This is a genomic window from Mucilaginibacter kameinonensis (genome assembly GCF_003675385.1).
Taxonomy (GTDB): domain Bacteria; phylum Bacteroidota; class Bacteroidia; order Sphingobacteriales; family Sphingobacteriaceae; genus Mucilaginibacter; species Mucilaginibacter kameinonensis.
Genome location: NZ_RCWZ01000004.1, coordinates 799,114 through 813,630, shown reverse-complemented (window position 1 = coordinate 813,630; position 14,517 = coordinate 799,114). Strand labels below are relative to the sequence as shown.

The 14,517-nt window shown below is 44.0% G+C and carries 15 protein-coding genes; 6 read left to right on the top strand and 9 right to left on the bottom strand.

Annotated features, from left to right (window positions below; all coding sequences use genetic code 11):
• The first annotated feature begins 113 nt into the window (after window positions 1-113).
• From EAH55_RS21675 to EAH55_RS21660, 4 genes are all read left to right on the top strand, one after another.
• Window positions 114-518: a putative quinol monooxygenase gene (locus EAH55_RS21675; protein WP_121811746.1), complete on the top strand. Its 405-nt coding sequence runs from the start codon at window positions 114-116 to the stop codon at window positions 516-518.
• A 355-nt stretch (window positions 519-873) separates the two neighbouring features.
• A complete protein-coding gene (locus EAH55_RS21670) occupies window positions 874-1,347 on the top strand; it encodes a ribonuclease H-like YkuK family protein (protein ID WP_112575879.1) in 474 nt (157 codons plus the stop codon).
• A gap of 59 nt (window positions 1,348-1,406) precedes the next feature.
• The gene (locus EAH55_RS21665; RefSeq protein ID WP_121811496.1) at window positions 1,407-2,243 is read left to right on the top strand and encodes a sulfurtransferase; all 837 of its coding nucleotides are present in this window, start codon (window positions 1,407-1,409) and stop codon (window positions 2,241-2,243) included.
• A gap of 183 nt (window positions 2,244-2,426) precedes the next feature.
• The gene (locus tag EAH55_RS21660) at window positions 2,427-2,900 is read left to right on the top strand and encodes an SRPBCC family protein (RefSeq protein ID WP_121811495.1); all 474 of its coding nucleotides are present in this window, start codon (window positions 2,427-2,429) and stop codon (window positions 2,898-2,900) included.
• A 123-nt stretch (window positions 2,901-3,023) separates the two neighbouring features.
• On the opposite strand, the gene EAH55_RS21655 is transcribed toward EAH55_RS21660, so the two are convergent.
• Window positions 3,024-4,208, bottom strand: coding sequence for an MFS transporter (locus tag EAH55_RS21655; protein WP_121811494.1), 1,185 nt, complete (start codon window positions 4,206-4,208; stop codon window positions 3,024-3,026).
• An 11-nt stretch (window positions 4,209-4,219) separates the two neighbouring features.
• Window positions 4,220-4,969: a DeoR/GlpR family DNA-binding transcription regulator gene (locus EAH55_RS21650; protein ID WP_121811493.1), complete on the bottom strand. Its 750-nt coding sequence runs from the start codon at window positions 4,967-4,969 to the stop codon at window positions 4,220-4,222.
• A 66-nt stretch (window positions 4,970-5,035) separates the two neighbouring features.
• Here EAH55_RS21650 and EAH55_RS21645 point away from each other — a divergent pair, with 66 nt between their 5' ends.
• A complete protein-coding gene (locus EAH55_RS21645; protein WP_121811492.1) occupies window positions 5,036-5,596 on the top strand; it encodes a 5' nucleotidase, NT5C type in 561 nt (186 codons plus the stop codon).
• 54 nt (window positions 5,597-5,650) lie between these two features.
• Here EAH55_RS21645 and EAH55_RS21640 read toward each other — a convergent pair whose 3' ends face one another.
• The 6 genes from EAH55_RS21640 to EAH55_RS21615 all read right to left on the bottom strand — a co-directional run bounded on the left by EAH55_RS21640 (window position 5,651) and on the right by EAH55_RS21615 (window position 12,559).
• Window positions 5,651-6,502 (bottom strand): hypothetical protein, encoded by an 852-nt coding sequence (locus EAH55_RS21640; protein WP_121811491.1) that lies wholly within the window; start codon window positions 6,500-6,502, stop codon window positions 5,651-5,653.
• A gap of 12 nt (window positions 6,503-6,514) precedes the next feature.
• Window positions 6,515-7,849: an acetylxylan esterase gene (locus EAH55_RS21635; RefSeq protein ID WP_121811490.1), complete on the bottom strand. Its 1,335-nt coding sequence runs from the start codon at window positions 7,847-7,849 to the stop codon at window positions 6,515-6,517.
• A 14-nt stretch (window positions 7,850-7,863) separates the two neighbouring features.
• Window positions 7,864-9,204: an acetylxylan esterase gene (locus tag EAH55_RS21630; RefSeq protein WP_162997001.1), complete on the bottom strand. Its 1,341-nt coding sequence runs from the start codon at window positions 9,202-9,204 to the stop codon at window positions 7,864-7,866.
• 5 nt (window positions 9,205-9,209) lie between these two features.
• Window positions 9,210-10,052: a hypothetical protein gene (locus EAH55_RS21625; RefSeq protein WP_162997000.1), complete on the bottom strand. Its 843-nt coding sequence runs from the start codon at window positions 10,050-10,052 to the stop codon at window positions 9,210-9,212.
• A 31-nt stretch (window positions 10,053-10,083) separates the two neighbouring features.
• Window positions 10,084-11,301 (bottom strand): acyltransferase family protein, encoded by a 1,218-nt coding sequence (locus EAH55_RS21620; protein ID WP_162996999.1) that lies wholly within the window; start codon window positions 11,299-11,301, stop codon window positions 10,084-10,086.
• A gap of 310 nt (window positions 11,302-11,611) precedes the next feature.
• Window positions 11,612-12,559: a TIGR01212 family radical SAM protein gene (locus EAH55_RS21615; RefSeq protein ID WP_244228292.1), complete on the bottom strand. Its 948-nt coding sequence runs from the start codon at window positions 12,557-12,559 to the stop codon at window positions 11,612-11,614.
• A gap of 325 nt (window positions 12,560-12,884) precedes the next feature.
• On the opposite strand from EAH55_RS21615, the gene EAH55_RS21610 reads away from it, so the two are divergent.
• Window positions 12,885-13,322: a hypothetical protein gene (locus EAH55_RS21610; protein WP_162996998.1), complete on the top strand. Its 438-nt coding sequence runs from the start codon at window positions 12,885-12,887 to the stop codon at window positions 13,320-13,322.
• Between the two features lie 328 nt (window positions 13,323-13,650).
• Here EAH55_RS21610 and EAH55_RS21600 read toward each other — a convergent pair whose 3' ends face one another.
• Window positions 13,651-14,466, bottom strand: a complete 816-nt coding sequence (locus tag EAH55_RS21600; protein ID WP_121811484.1) for a DUF5995 family protein — start codon at window positions 14,464-14,466, stop codon at window positions 13,651-13,653.
• Window positions 14,467-14,517: the final 51 nt, after the last annotated feature.

Below are 14,517 nucleotides of genomic sequence, written 5' to 3'. Positions count from 1 at the left end.
GCTAAACAGTGATAATGGTAAATAAAACAGTAATTGGTATAATACCCGGCCTGAAAAATATCGGCATATTTGAATATACATCCTTGCTATCCATTTATTCAAACCAACTCAAAATGAAACAAATAAACATCAAGGCATTGTTGCCAATCACATTGGTATTTTTAATTATGGTATTTACTAATCAAAATGCTTCGGCCCAGCAAGGTGACAAGGTTGTGCACATTGCCAAATTACAAATAGACCCTGCCCAGCTCGATAATTATAAAGTTTTCCTGAAAGAACAAATTGAGACGGCAGTACGTGTTGAACCCGGCGTTTTGACCCTGCATGCCGTGGCCGATAAGAACAACCCCGCTCATATCACTGTTTTTGAAATATATGCCGATACGGTTGCATACAAAGCCCATTTACAAACGTCACATTTTAAAAAATATAAAATTGGAACTAAGGATATGGTAAAATCACTTGAGCTGATTGATGTTGTCCCGCTTGAACTACAGGCTAAGGGAAAGCTGTAGGCGATTCTGTTAATGACTTCAAACAGTGACTTCCCGCCGCCGCTCGCGTCCTCGCTACAGTTATCTGAACTCGGATTTTTAGAATTTGTGGAATGGTCAGAATTGAGAAGATTCGAAAAATTCTTTAATTAGATAAATTCGGATTCAGACAACCTTTCTGCTAACACCCGGTCGGAGCCCACATGCGTTGGGTACTATTCACCTTTTACCTTTTACCTAAAATCCTCCAACGTGTTAACAATCAGATAAATGTTAACAAATAAATCACATGTTATTTACGTTAATATGAAAGCTAATCGCTTATTTTTATAGACCCATAAAAAAGGTCGCCTAAAATTTACCTAAAATAATTTTTATGACCTGGAGAAAATTCAGCGGCGAAGTAATCCAATCGCCCATTATGGAAGAGGTTGAAAAGGCAATTGAACGCGAAGCCCTCCTTGGTAACAAACTCAAAGTATGTATCGGCACCGATTCTCAAGTTAAGGGATCTATTACAGATTTCGCAACGGTGATCGTGTTTCTGCGCGAAAAACGTGGTGCCTTTATGTTTATCCATCAGGAACGCACATCGCAAAAAATGAGCATCAAAGAAAGGATGCTGAGCGAAGTGCAAAAATCAATTGACATTGCTTACAAGCTTTGCGATTTGCTTGACCTGTACGATGTAGACCTTGAGGTACATGCCGACATTAACACCAACCCGATGTTTAAAAGTAACGCGGCCCTGCATGAGGCCATGGGTTACATCCTGAGCATGGGTTTTGTGTTTAAGGCTAAACCCGAGGCTTTTGCAAGTTCATACTGCGCCAACAAAATAGTGCAGTAAATTTGCCAAACTAAAAGCGGTGTATCTATATTTGATATTTAAACATATCAGATATACCTATGTCGTCATTAATTGAAATCAACGATCCGGCTTTGGCCGGCAAGGATACTATTCTCATTGATGCCCGCGCAGGGCAAGACTCCTATCAGCGTTACCTGGCCGGTCACCTGAAAGGCGCGATATTCGCCGACCTCGACCAGCACCTTACCACTAAACCCGAAGATCCCGCTTTTGGCGGCAGGCATCCGCTGCCCAACATACAGGAATTTGCTGTACAGTTAGGCAACTGGGGTGTTACGCCTCAAAGCCATGTGGTGGTTTATGACGATAAGTCGGGCGCGTTTGCGGCCTCGCGTTTATGGTGGATGCTGCGGGCTATTGACCATGAAAATGTGCAGGTACTGAATGGCGGTTTGCAGGCGGCTAAAAATGCCGGTGTTGAGCTAATCACCGAGGCTTACACGCCAACCCCGGTTGACCCGTACCCGGTAACGCATGAGTATGCCAATACGGTTTTGATTGATGAAGCAGGCGAAGCGGCCAAAGACCCTTCGCGTGTAGTGATAGATGTTCGCGAAACACCAAGATATTTAGGGCAGACAGAGCCTTTGGATCTGATTGCCGGGCACATACCTGGTGCGCTTAACTTGCCTTATACCAATAACCTTGGTGCCGATGGCAGATATTTACCTGCCGATGAATTGCGCAAAGCCTACGATGCCGCTATTGGCGATGTGGCGCATAATGAGGTGATTGTTCACTGCGGATCGGGTGTTACAGCTTGCCATACTTTGCTGGGTTTGGATTATGCCGGTATCGCTGGTGCCAAGCTTTATGTGGGTTCATGGAGCGAATGGTCAAGAAGGGATTTGCCGATAGGGAAGGAAGAGAGATAGATAAATTAGTGAATTTTGCCGCCGCTCGGCTCCAGCCGAGCGGCAACTATTTCCAGGCCTCTGGCCTCCGTGGCCCGGCGGCCGGGAGGCCGCTTGATAGTTGCTACTCGCAAGGATGCGAGCGGCGGCTCCAGTTTCTTTTGTGTTTTTATAACATTCCCCCTTCATCCTTGTTACCCCATAGTGAAAACATACGTTTTAAAAAGAGAACAAAGCCTCCCCATCACCCTTAACGATGCCTGGGATTTTTTTTCGTCCCCTTTAAACCTGGCCAAGATCACGCCGAAGGATATGAGTTTTGTAGTTACATCTGATTATACCGCCGATACCAAAATGTATGCGGGCATGATCATCACCTACAAAATATCGCCATTGCTGGGTATCAAAATGAACTGGATGACCGAGATCACCCATGTTGATGATAAAAAGTATTTTGTTGATGAGCAGCGTTTTGGCCCTTACGCCCTATGGCATCACCAGCACCATTTTAAGGAGATAGACGGAGGTGTACACATGACCGATCTTTTGCACTACGCTATCCCTTATGGTGCAATTGGCAGGTTTGCCAATGCCGTTTTTGTTAAAAGCAAAGTTGAGCAGATATTTGATTATCGTACCAAGGTGATTGAGGATCTGTTTGGAAAATACCTGCCATAAATCTGCTCCATGTCATTGCGAGGAGGAACGACGAAGCAATCGCACGCTGTACAGAGCGGATATGCTCCCGTGCGGTTGCCACGCTTCGCTCGCAATGACATATTATATGTTCGTGGTAGCTTTTTAGATTTTACTCCCCGCCAACACCACTTCTTCCTCAACAATCTTAACCTTTTGCCTGCTTAGTGTCAACGCAAACAAAGCACCGGTTGAGGCCATAATTACGCCTACTATCTCCGGCGAGGTAAAGCCTAATCCCCAGGCAATAGGTAAGCCACCCAGGAAAGCGCCTAAGGCGTTACCGATATTAAAGGCTGCTTGCGTAGCAGCCGCGCCAAGCATTTCGGCACCTTTGGCTGTATTGATCATCAATGTTTGTATAGGCGAACCTATGGCCATTGAAAGGCCACCGGTTATGAATGTCATTACCAGCGACAGGATCTGATTTTGCGAAACAAAGAAGATCACGATTAATGATATGGCCATGGTGATCATCAATATTAAACAAGCTTTTACTGGCGAAACTTTATCCGCCAGTTTACCGCCAATAACATTGCCTACTACCATGCCCAGACCAGCTAAAACCAATACATAAGGAACACTGCTGGCCGCAAACTTAGATACTTCGGTCATGAGTGGGGCTATGTAACTGATCCATGCAAAAAGACCGCCGGTACCAATAGCCGTAAGGCCAATGATAAGCCAGGCCTGCTTTTTTCTGAAAAATGTAAGCTCAGAGCGGATGTTGCCGCTATTGTTGGGTGCTAACTGCGGCAGCCATAATTGGATAAATATTAAAGTGAGCAAGCCAATTACAGCGATCATCCCAAAGGTATAGCGCCATGAATAATGGTGACCTATATAAGTACCCAAAGGAACGGTAAGCAGGTTGGCAATAGTAAGACCGGCAAACATGATGGAAATGGCTTGCGCCTGTTTACCTTTTTCGGCAAGGCGGGTAGCTACTACCGAGCCTACACCAAAAAACGCGCCGTGCGGTAAGCCTGCTAACAACCTCGAAAACAACAACACATAATGATTTGGCGCAAAGGCCGAACAGGCATTGAAGACTGTAAAAATGATCATCAATACGGTCAGGATTTTTTTAGGGGGATAGCTGCTGGTAAATGCTACCAACAGTGGCGCGCCAATAACCACGCCTAAAGCATAAGCCGAAATAAGGTGCCCTGCAACAGGGATACTGGTATGAAAATCATTGGCAATATCGGGCAGCATGCCCATCATTACAAATTCGGTAGTGCCTATGCCGAGGCCGCCTAAGGTAAGCGGTAGTAAACTTTTTTTCACGTTGTTGGATGTTAAAAGATGTTGATGCCTGCTTCCCTGTATACCGATAGTTGTTCGTCGTCGGGAGATACATCGGTAATGATAGTGGCCAGTTCTGTAACCGGGCCTATGTAGTAAGAATCAGCTTTGTTTATTTTTTCTAAGGTGGAGAGCGCGATGGTTTCCTTTGATATTTCGATCATCGTTTTCTTGATCTCTGCCTCTTCGTAATCGCGGGTGGTGATGCCTATGGTAGGGTGCACACTGCAGATCCCAAAAATGCACAGATCGGCCCGGATGTTCCTGAAAGCGTTGATGGTTTCATGACCAATAGTGGTGAAGGATGATTTGTACAGCCGACCGCCTGCAAATATCACTTCAACCGTTGGATGATCTTCCAGCGCGTTTGCCACGGGGAAACTGTTGGTAACAACGGTGATCCTTAAATCGTCGGGCAGGCTTTCGGCAACGGCCAGTGTTGATGTACCGCCGTCAAAAATTACCACTTGTCCGTCTTTTAAAAAGCTTAATACTTTAGATGCGATCACCTTTTTTGATGCTACATCGTGTTTTTCCCTTGCCCGGTAATGGTGCGGGATAGGGGAGTGGGCAACAGCGCCGCCCCTTACCGCAGTTAATAGCTTTTGATCGGCCAGTACTTTGATGTCGCGGCGTACGGTATCTTCCGAAACATTGAGCTTCTCGCTCAATTCGGTAAGCATAACCTTGTTATCCTTTGATACGTGATCTAATATGATCTGGAGTCTTTCTTCTCTTACCATGTTTGCAATATAATGCAAAGTTATAAATAATTTGCAAAATATTGCAAAAATGTTTTGTTTTGCTGCATGAAATTGCATGAAAGAAAAACTATCGCAATCGACATGGACGGCGTTATGGCCGATGTCGAGCCGCAGCTGATCAAATATTATGAGCAGTTGTATGGCATTACAACAACCCTTGAAGCTATTGAGGGCTTATCGCATGCGGAGGCTTTTCCGTTGGATGCCGCTACCAAAGCTTCCCTGAACCTGCCGGGTTTTTTCCGCACGTTGCCTGTTATGCACGGCGCTGTTGAGGCTGTTAAAAAGCTGACGGAAGATTATGAGGTGTACATTGTATCGGCTGCTACCGAGTTTCCATTATCATTATTCGAGAAGCTGGAATGGCTACAGGAGTATTTTCCTTTTATCAGCTGGCGTAATATTGTGCTGTGTGGCGATAAAAGCATCATCAATACCGATTACCTGATAGATGATCATTGCAAAAACCTTGATTATTGCAGCGGTAAAGCCATCATGTTCAATGCGCATCACAACAAGCATGAACACCAGCACGTACGCGTTCACAATTGGGATGAAGTATTAAATCTGTTTGAAACGGAAAAATCCGCTGCTGATTTAGTGTAGCGCAATTTTTGCTGTTTTAGATAATTTGGCAATTGGCTTTGAGCTTTTACAAAGCTATTTAGTATCTATCCGGTAAATAAGCGACGCCGACAAGTTGCTGCCTGCGCCGGTATTACGGCCGGTAACAAACGTGCCCCCTGTTAAAAACATCGATAGGCTTTTGGCAAAGGAATGCCCGTAGCTTAACGCAACCTGGTTAAACGCGAAGTTTTTGCTGGCACTTGGGTTTACGTTAAATTCCTTGTTGATACTGGTGGCATAAAATCCGCCTACGCTTAATGAAATTTGCTCGTGGAATTTTTTATCGAGCGTTAGGCCGTAAGTGGCATTATACCTGTCCTGGAAAACACTTTCGTAGCCAAAATATTCGCGTACGCCGTTTTCGAGAATAAAGAATGAGTTTTTGCTAAACAGGTGCCCGCTGCCTGCAAAGGCCAGTCTGAGTTCGGCTCCTTTTTGGTTATAGCCCAATGCAGTATTGGTGTACATAGGTACAATGGCTGTACCCTGTAAGCTGAAATAATATTTATAATTAATATTGGCCAGGTAATACCTGATGCCTACTTCAAGGTCCTGAAAGCCGGAGCTTTTGCTGGTACCAAGATCTGTCGCGAAAGTATTCATGACATAGGGGGCCAGTACCGATAGCGTAAACCGGCGACTTAAGCCAACCTCCGAATACAAGGCATAGCTCCAGGAAGTAAACTTGCCGTTATTGGCAAAGGATCCTTTATGGCTGTTTTCGTCCCAGGCTTTATTGGCAAAAAAGTAGGTTGCTGATGGCGTAAGCGTGATCCTGCCCGGACGTACCGGGAAACCGCCGCCGTAGCTTTTAGCAGGTATAAAAGCAGCAAGCGTAATTGCTGTAAACAGAAAATATTTTGAAATGGATAACTTCAGGCCCATGGTTTAAACGTGCTAAAATAAACCAAATGTATCACGCATCCAACGGCCCTCGTACTCTTTGTACTCAACGCTTACTTCGTGGCCCAGATTTTTAAATATGATCATGTGCTTATCGCCATTCAATGAATTGTAAACGGCATAGCCATTGGCAGGGGGTACGAAGGGGTCAAGTAAGCCTAAACCAATAAGCGTAGGGCATTTTATCCTGCTTGCAAAGTTTTTGGTATCGTAATAATCAAGGTTGTTGATCACCTGGTCAAAGCTTACCCCGGCTTTGCTGTTGCAGTATTTCCTGATATCATTAATTGGCCATGTTACCGCGCCAACCAGGTTATGTACATCGCTCATGATGGGGTTTTGTGCCGAACATAAAGCTATGCGGTGATCAAGGCCCGAAACAGCCAATGACAGAAAGCCACCCATACTGCCACCACTCGCAAGGATCTGATCATGACGCAGGTTAGGCTGGGCAAAAATAAAATCAACAGCTCTAACGCAGTCCATGATCACGCCGCGCATCACGTATTTGTTTTTATCTTCAATATGATAGGAGATAAAGGCATCGCGCTCGGTATGCACCACGTCTTTACTGGTTCCCTGGCCGCGGGTATTCAGGGTGATGATCACCAGGTCAGGGTCGTCACCAACTATGGGCTGCAGGTTAACCTGGTAACCGGGCAAACCCAGCAGTACCGAAAACTTTTTGTCCTTATTTTTAGTGATAGGCACCGTCATAAAACCGCGGATGAGAATATCATCAAGCGATTTCATTTCAATTTGATAAACCTTGCGATTTTCCGTTTGCCTGTCGGGTAGCTCGGTGAGTTTGTAGTTGGGCTTCACCTTAGCCAGTTCATCTTTGGCGGTTTGCCAAAACTGGTCAAAATCCGCAGGTTTAGCATACTGCGACCTGATGTCGTCTGGTTTAATCCCGAAAGCGCGACGGGTAGTATCGTCATAGTCGCTTACGTTGATCATCATGTTAAGCTTGTAAAAGCCCGCCTTTAAACCCGGAACATCAAAGTCATATTTTGAAGAGCTCTTTTTGGCAAGGTTTACCGGTTTTGACAGTGTTTTAATAACCTGCCCTTTTTCGGTAGTGATATTGTATGAGATGGTACCTTCCTGGTTGGTATCGTGGTTGTTTTTTATCTCGAAACTGAATGACGCGGTTGAGCTAAAAGTGCCGTTCTTATCGTTGATGTTAAGTACGGTTGATACTTCTTCACCATCTTCTTTGTTCTGGGCCAGAACTGGCTCTGTGGCGTTGAACAACAAAAAACATACAGCTAAAACAAGATAGTACGGCTTAAATTTAATTGTGATCAGGAAATTAAAACAGTTCATTAAAAAAGTACAATTTATGGAATCCGGAACTTTTCCCGGATCCAGAGATTTTGAAACATAAAATAATTCAGGTCAACCTCGTGGGTTGAGTTTGGTACACTTACCCACTCCTTATTGGTTGTACCCAAATGGTTATACAATGACATGCTGCAACGCGGCGGACAAAATTGGTCAAGCAAGCCTATGCCCATCAACACGGGGCATTTTACCATTGGCGCAAAGTTTTGCGGATCATAATAATCAAAGTTCTCAAAAAACTTATCCCAGGTAAACTCAGCACGCGAAGCCTTATACCGTCTGAACATTTTGAACGGCACAACCTGTTCTTTGTACGAAGCCGAAATATTGTAATTATCCCGGATATCGGCAAATAGCGGCACCTGCATGGTTAACACTTTAATCCTTTTGTCAAGTGCCGCGGTTACCACTGCCAGCGCACCGCCCTGGCTACCGCCCTCTACATAAATTTTTGAGGTATCAATACCAAGGTTACTGTGCGAGTAAAGGAAATCGAGCCCGCGCAGGCAATCCATATAAACGCCGCGATAAATGTACTTGTTCTTATCCTCAATATTGGTAACATTGTAATTGTCTGTATTAATGTGCACCACATCCTTGCTGTTGCCATTACCACGCACGTTGATATCGAAAGCGATATAATCATCATTGTCCATGTTGGGCTTTAATTCAACCACATAGCCGGGTACACGATAATGTACCGGAAACTTGCGGCCATCGGTAGGGATCACCAGCCAGCCGCGGATCAGCAGGTTATCGTACGATTTCATCTCAACCAGGTAAACCTTTTTGTATTTGGTGGATAGGTCCCTGCGTTCCAATACCTTGTATTGCGGTTTTACGTCGGCCAGTTGCTGGCGGGTTTGCAGCCAGAAGCTATCAAAATCGGCAGGTTTATGTAATTGCGAGGTAACGGATTCGGGGTTTAATCCAAACACCTTGCGCACGGTATCATCATAAGCCGATAGGTTAAACATAAAATCGATATGATAGAACCCCGCGTTTTTAGCATTAACTTTTACATTAAGGCTTTTTGACGAACCGGCACCGATAGAAAAATTTGAAGAGTCCCTGAATACAGGCTTGCCTTCATCCGTGGTGATAACGTATTTGAATTTACCTTCCTGCTTATCTTTATAAGTGCTTTTGATGTTAAGCTTGTAGCTGATCTCATCATCGCCCTTAAAAATGCCGTTCTTGTTACGCGGTTTGGCCTCGATAAACATTTCGCCGTCGCTGTCATCCTTATCCTGGGCGAAAACGTTGGTTGATGATAGCAATAAAAGTGTTGCTGAAAAAAATATAATGGGGGTAAAACTGATATTAAACTTTTTCATCAACATCATATTTTAAATATTAACTGTAATGAACCTCCGTAACCTACACCGGTGTTACGGCCAATTGGGGTATAATAGCCACCTAAAAAGGTTGAGAACCGGCGGCTGAACTGGTGACCGTAATTAAGCGTCGGCTTAAAAAAGGAATAATCGCGGGCGTTGTTGATATTGGCATTGAACGTTTTGTTTGAGCTGATAGAACGCAGGTACAAAAGCTCCAACCCAAACTGATCATGCCTGCTTACAGGGTAGCCAACCATAGCGCTCAGGCTTACCTGGCTTGGCCCCTGCTCGTCAAAATATCTGCGGAACGATAGCTCTGTATTAAAATAGCCCTTTGATGCGATGCTTTTAGGCAGGTTGCCGCAGTACATCAGCTTGGTCTCGGCACCGTAATTGCCGTAGCCCAAATCTGACAGCGGATTTTTTCTGTTATAAAGCGGCGCTATACCCGATACCTGGAAACTCAGGAAACGTACGTAATTAAAGTTAACAAGGTTGTAGCTCAGCCCCATATACAAATCACCAAGACCGCGATTGGTGATAGTTCTGCCGTCAAATAACCTGTTTTGCGAATATACAAATGGTACACTGGCTATAAGATCAAGCCGGCGAGATAAGCCGTAGCCTACATAAAGGTTGGCCGAGTAGGAAGTAAAGCTGGCTCCCGGATCGCCTTTAATGCGCCGTCCATCGATGTCAAAACGGTCGGTTTGGTGGTAGAGGAACATGGATGGGATAACTAAGTCCCTGTATTTGCCAATTGGCCATCCCGCGTACAGCTTTTGTGGCAGCAGCATACCCGTTAGCAGTAAGATGCTTAAAATGCAGCGTAGTTGTTTCTTCATTGATAGATAGACATAGTTTTAGGTAGCACTGTTAAACTATCGATTTTTCACGTACGGCCTTATGTTTAACCAAAAAATCGGACTTGCGGATGTAATGGTTAAGCGGCTCTTCAATTAATTTAAACAGCGTTATTGAAATGATATTTAAAACGATGAACGCGTATAAAAGGTTTAGACTATCGTACTCAAACGGCGAATGCCAGTCCACGCCCCACTTATCATAAAGTTCGAAAACATAATCGTTGAGGTTGTTCATAAGATGGTGTATAAAGTTGTACATATACCCCAGGTGGATAAGGTAAAATATGTACGAGCTTTTGCCCAGTAGTTCGATAAAAGGATGCGCCAGGAATTTTTTAAGCAGGGTAGTTTCGGTAAGTAAACCGTAAAAGAATATCGTTATAGATATAGCCAGGAAATAATTATTCGTTACAATGCCCCATAGGTTATGCAAACCCGCTTCATAGCCTTGTGGAATGGTAAGCGTAGACATAATCCACACACAAAAGAAAATGAGGAAAAAACCGAGGTAAGTAAACTTCTTTTTACTGCTGCCATCCAGTTTTTGCTTACGAACAATTAACGCCAGCTGAATACCGGCGAAAAACTCAAAGCAACGGCCCAAAAAGGTATACAGCATCATAAACGTAAAGTTGCCGAAGAAGCCAAACCAGTTAAAATGACTAAAAATGAGCACCAGCGAAACACCTAAACCTGTAACCGCTATGGGCTGGATATAAAACTTTTTGTATTTGGTAGCTATCAGGAAAATGAATGGGGCCGAAAAGTAAAAGCATTCTTCCACCGTAAGCGACCATCCCTGCGCTATGCCTGTAAACTTAAACTGATCAAAAAAGCCACGCAGAAAAACGATGTTCATGAAAAACATCACTACAGGATTTTGCCCATCAGTTACCGTTTGGTTTTGCGTGAAATGATAAGCTATGAATGCACCAATAGTGAGCAGGGCGTACATGGGATAGATCCGCGCCACCCGGTTTTTCAGGTATTGCAGAAACCACTCCTTGCTTAATTTAAAACTGTCAAAATACCGGAAAGCGATCAAAAAACCCGAAAGCACAAAGAAAATGGTAACCCCAATATGAAACTCGTTAAAGAAACGTTGCACGGAGTGGGGAAATTTTTCATCAAATACATACGCAAAATGCGAGATAAAAACCAGGTAAGCCGCCATGGCCCGCACACCGGTTAATGCAGGAATATAATTGGATTGCGCTCTTTGTGACAAAACAGACGTATTTTAACTTTTAGATCAATTTAATTATACGTAAATATTTGCAAAAGGGATACCAATTGTTAAATAAGTAAGGGTTGAATTAAGTAGCAGTGGCAGTTTTTAGTAGCAGTAAGGGATTTGCTTATTCGTTAATCAGAACCGGGATTTGGGGGATTTGCCGGATTGATGGATTTTTCTTACTTCCCCCGATCCGTGTCCTCACGGATCGTATTGGATGATAGTTAATGAACGAATGGCCGTCAGGACACGGCCACGGGTGGCAAAAAAATCCTGCCAATCCTTAAATCCTATGAATCATGGTTCAAATATATTTGCTTCCCTGTACCACGCCTTTGCTCAAAATCCTTTGATCGATATAATACTGGATCTCTGATTTTTTTAATCCCCAGTTGGGGGCAATGAGCAGTTCGCGGTCGCTGAGACCGAAGAGGCGTTGGATTACGATATCCGGGCGAACAAGCGGGAGCAGCTCGCACAGGAAATCGGCGTATTCTTCTATGCCAAACAGGTGAAACGGTTCGCGTTTATATTTTACGCCCATTACCGAGCCCTCGACAATATGCAGGTGGTGGAATTTTACAAATTTGATCTGCCTGAAACGGTTGATCTCATCGGCATATTTCAGCATCATCTCCTTAGTTTCCCAGGGGAAACCGAAAATGGTGTGCACACAAATATCCAGTTTTGAATTTTCTACCAGGCTCAGGGCTTTTACCAGTTCTTCGTGGCTGCAGCCGCGGTTAATCTGGTTCAGGGTATCGTTATAGATACTTTCCATCCCCATTTCCAAATCAACATCAAAACGGTCGGTATAGCTTTCCAGCAGGGCAATCTTTTCAGCGTCGATACAGTCGGGACGGGTTCCTACCGAAAGACCTACAATATCCTCAGTGCCGTAGCTTAAGGCTTCGTCATAAAGCATTTTAAGGTAATGCGCCGGGGCGTAGGTATTGGTATTGGGCTGAAAGTAAATAATAAACTTATCGGCCTTGTTGCCTTTACGGGCACGCTCCATACCTTCCTCAACCTGCTGGCGCACAGTAGGGGCATTACGACTAACCGAAGGCGTAAACGAATCAACATTACAATAGGTACAACCACCGTAGCCTTTTGAACCATCGCGGTTAGGGCAGGTAAAACCACCATCAACAATTACTTTAAACACACGATGGCCTTTGTATTTTTCCTTAAGCCATGGCCCGTAATTGTTATAGCCTTTTTCCCAGGTTGTTATTGTTTGCTGTTCCACTTTGCTTGCCTTTTGATGATCTCACTGATTTATGTTGTCATTATCAGCGGTTGAGGCGCAAAGATAGTGATTTTTGATGAGCGCTGTGTTTTCATCATGTTCGGTGCGGCGCTTATCGAAAGAAAGCCCACTGTTAAATAGCGTGTTTTTAACTATTGCTTTGTGGATTGTAATCTGTTAACTTTAAGTAGATTATAAAAACAACCTTTTATCTGCCGCACAAAAAATGAAATAGTATTCCAAGCGGCAAATCAAATCTATTGCGAATATCTTCTTGTTATCAGGATGGTGATCTATCAACAATAACCAATAACCCCCATAAGTTATGAACCCCTGGATTTGCGCACTTTTAATTTCCCTGGCCGGGATGGTTGGGGGAGTAGTTAATGCACTGTTAACAGATAACAAGTTTATTGTGCCTAAAATCAAGAATGGGATCCTTTGCCCGGGCTTTCTGTCAAATATTTTGATCGGGGCGACGTCTGCCTTCAGTTCATGGTCGTTTTACGGATCTGGGGCTTCGATAGAGCTGGCAAAAACGACGGCTACTGCACGTCAGGATATCAGTTTGACTTTTTCGGCGCTTGCCGGGGCCTTTTTGGTTGGCGTTGCCGGTGCTAAATGGCTTACAAACGAAGTTGACAAACAGTTACTAAAGGAAAGTGTAAAGGAAGCGGCTAAGAAAGATATCAGCCCGGAAAAATGCGATAAAATTATTACGCAATCGCCCCGTAAAATCCTGGAAGACATACAACAAGTCTGACCATTACTTTCAACAAGGACTCATATTTTAGTTTGACTGTGTTATTATTGTATCGTAAATAATTAAAATCCTAAGCCGTGTTGCATATAGGATCAACGCTCGAAATAATTGGTTTACTTGTTGTATACCTGTGCAATATCCCTTTATATATTTATAGGGTGGTGCGTGCGGTTTGTACCGGGCAAAAAGTTCCTGCTTACCGATGGCTTTTTTATGTACCCCAATGGCTTGACCATTATGTAAGATTTATTGGTTTAGGAATGCTGGTATTGTTTTTTCTGTTGATTGCAATTGGAAAATAATAGTTTCTTGAGATTTAACTTATCATTTATTTCGCTCCATCGGTAGGGTACTGGTTTACCTTTAAATAAGTCTTTTTATATGAGGTCAGGATCTCGGTTATTTTGGATGGATCGCGTTTTTCAAACAGGTGGATGATCCATACTGTAAAGCGCAGCATCCCCACCGGGTTAACAATACCCAGCCCCAGTTTATTAATGTCGTTATCCCTGCTGGCTATCTGCTTGGGGTAATCATCTCCGGTACGGGTAAACAGGTCTTCGGCAAAACACCATGCGCCGTCGCGAGCATTGCTGAGGGCAAACTGGATTAGGATAGAGTTATTTTGCGCGTGCAGACCAGCCAGCGATAATAGGGGCGAAATCTGATTCAGTTCGCTGATCACCTCGTAAGTAAGGGCCGAAAGTATAGTGTTGATGGAATTAAAATCTTTATGAACCTCGGTGAGCGGCTGGTTAAGTTTGCGGGCTACCTCTACAACGGCAACACCCAAATCAAGATTGATATGCGCGTTCATGCCAATGAGCAGGTGCTGCAATACCAATTTTGATGATTTATTAAAAATGCCGAACGCCAGCTGCCAGCAATTGGAACAAGGCTGTTTCTGCTGCCAGGAATGATAGGCGGCAATATACCTGTTAGCGAAGATCACATCCAACTGCTCCATACGTGCAGGATTTTCAAACTCCTTGTTTTGAATACCTTCCCTCACCTTGCAGGTAACCTTATGGTACAGCGCCGCGAAAAAACCGGCCCGGCTGTCGGTTTTTATGGCATCGGCAATAATGGCTTCCAGTTGTTCAATGATCTGATCGATAGTTTGGGCTTGTGCAGTAGGTTCCATAACGGGCAGATAAGTCCAGGTAAATAATTGCAATTTAAAGATAGGGGTTTT

What these genes read in the sequence shown, in the direction of transcription:
- EAH55_RS21675 (WP_121811746.1), top strand. Translation starts at nt 114, where the DNA reads ATGAAACAAATAAACATCAAGGCATTGTTGCCAATCACATTGGTATTT.
- EAH55_RS21670 (WP_112575879.1), top strand. Translation starts at nt 874, where the DNA reads ATGACCTGGAGAAAATTCAGCGGCGAAGTAATCCAATCGCCCATTATG.
- EAH55_RS21665 (WP_121811496.1), top strand. Translation starts at nt 1,407, where the DNA reads ATGTCGTCATTAATTGAAATCAACGATCCGGCTTTGGCCGGCAAGGAT.
- EAH55_RS21650 (WP_121811493.1), bottom strand. Translation starts at nt 4,969, where the DNA reads ATGGTAAGAGAAGAAAGACTCCAGATCATATTAGATCACGTATCAAAG.
- EAH55_RS21645 (WP_121811492.1), top strand. Translation starts at nt 5,036, where the DNA reads ATGAAATTGCATGAAAGAAAAACTATCGCAATCGACATGGACGGCGTT.
- EAH55_RS21640 (WP_121811491.1), bottom strand. Translation starts at nt 6,502, where the DNA reads ATGGGCCTGAAGTTATCCATTTCAAAATATTTTCTGTTTACAGCAATT.
- EAH55_RS21635 (WP_121811490.1), bottom strand. Translation starts at nt 7,849, where the DNA reads ATGAACTGTTTTAATTTCCTGATCACAATTAAATTTAAGCCGTACTAT.
- EAH55_RS21630 (WP_162997001.1), bottom strand. Translation starts at nt 9,204, where the DNA reads ATGAAAAAGTTTAATATCAGTTTTACCCCCATTATATTTTTTTCAGCA.
- EAH55_RS21625 (WP_162997000.1), bottom strand. Translation starts at nt 10,052, where the DNA reads ATGAAGAAACAACTACGCTGCATTTTAAGCATCTTACTGCTAACGGGT.
- EAH55_RS21610 (WP_162996998.1), top strand. Translation starts at nt 12,885, where the DNA reads ATGAACCCCTGGATTTGCGCACTTTTAATTTCCCTGGCCGGGATGGTT.
- EAH55_RS21600 (WP_121811484.1), bottom strand. Translation starts at nt 14,466, where the DNA reads ATGGAACCTACTGCACAAGCCCAAACTATCGATCAGATCATTGAACAA.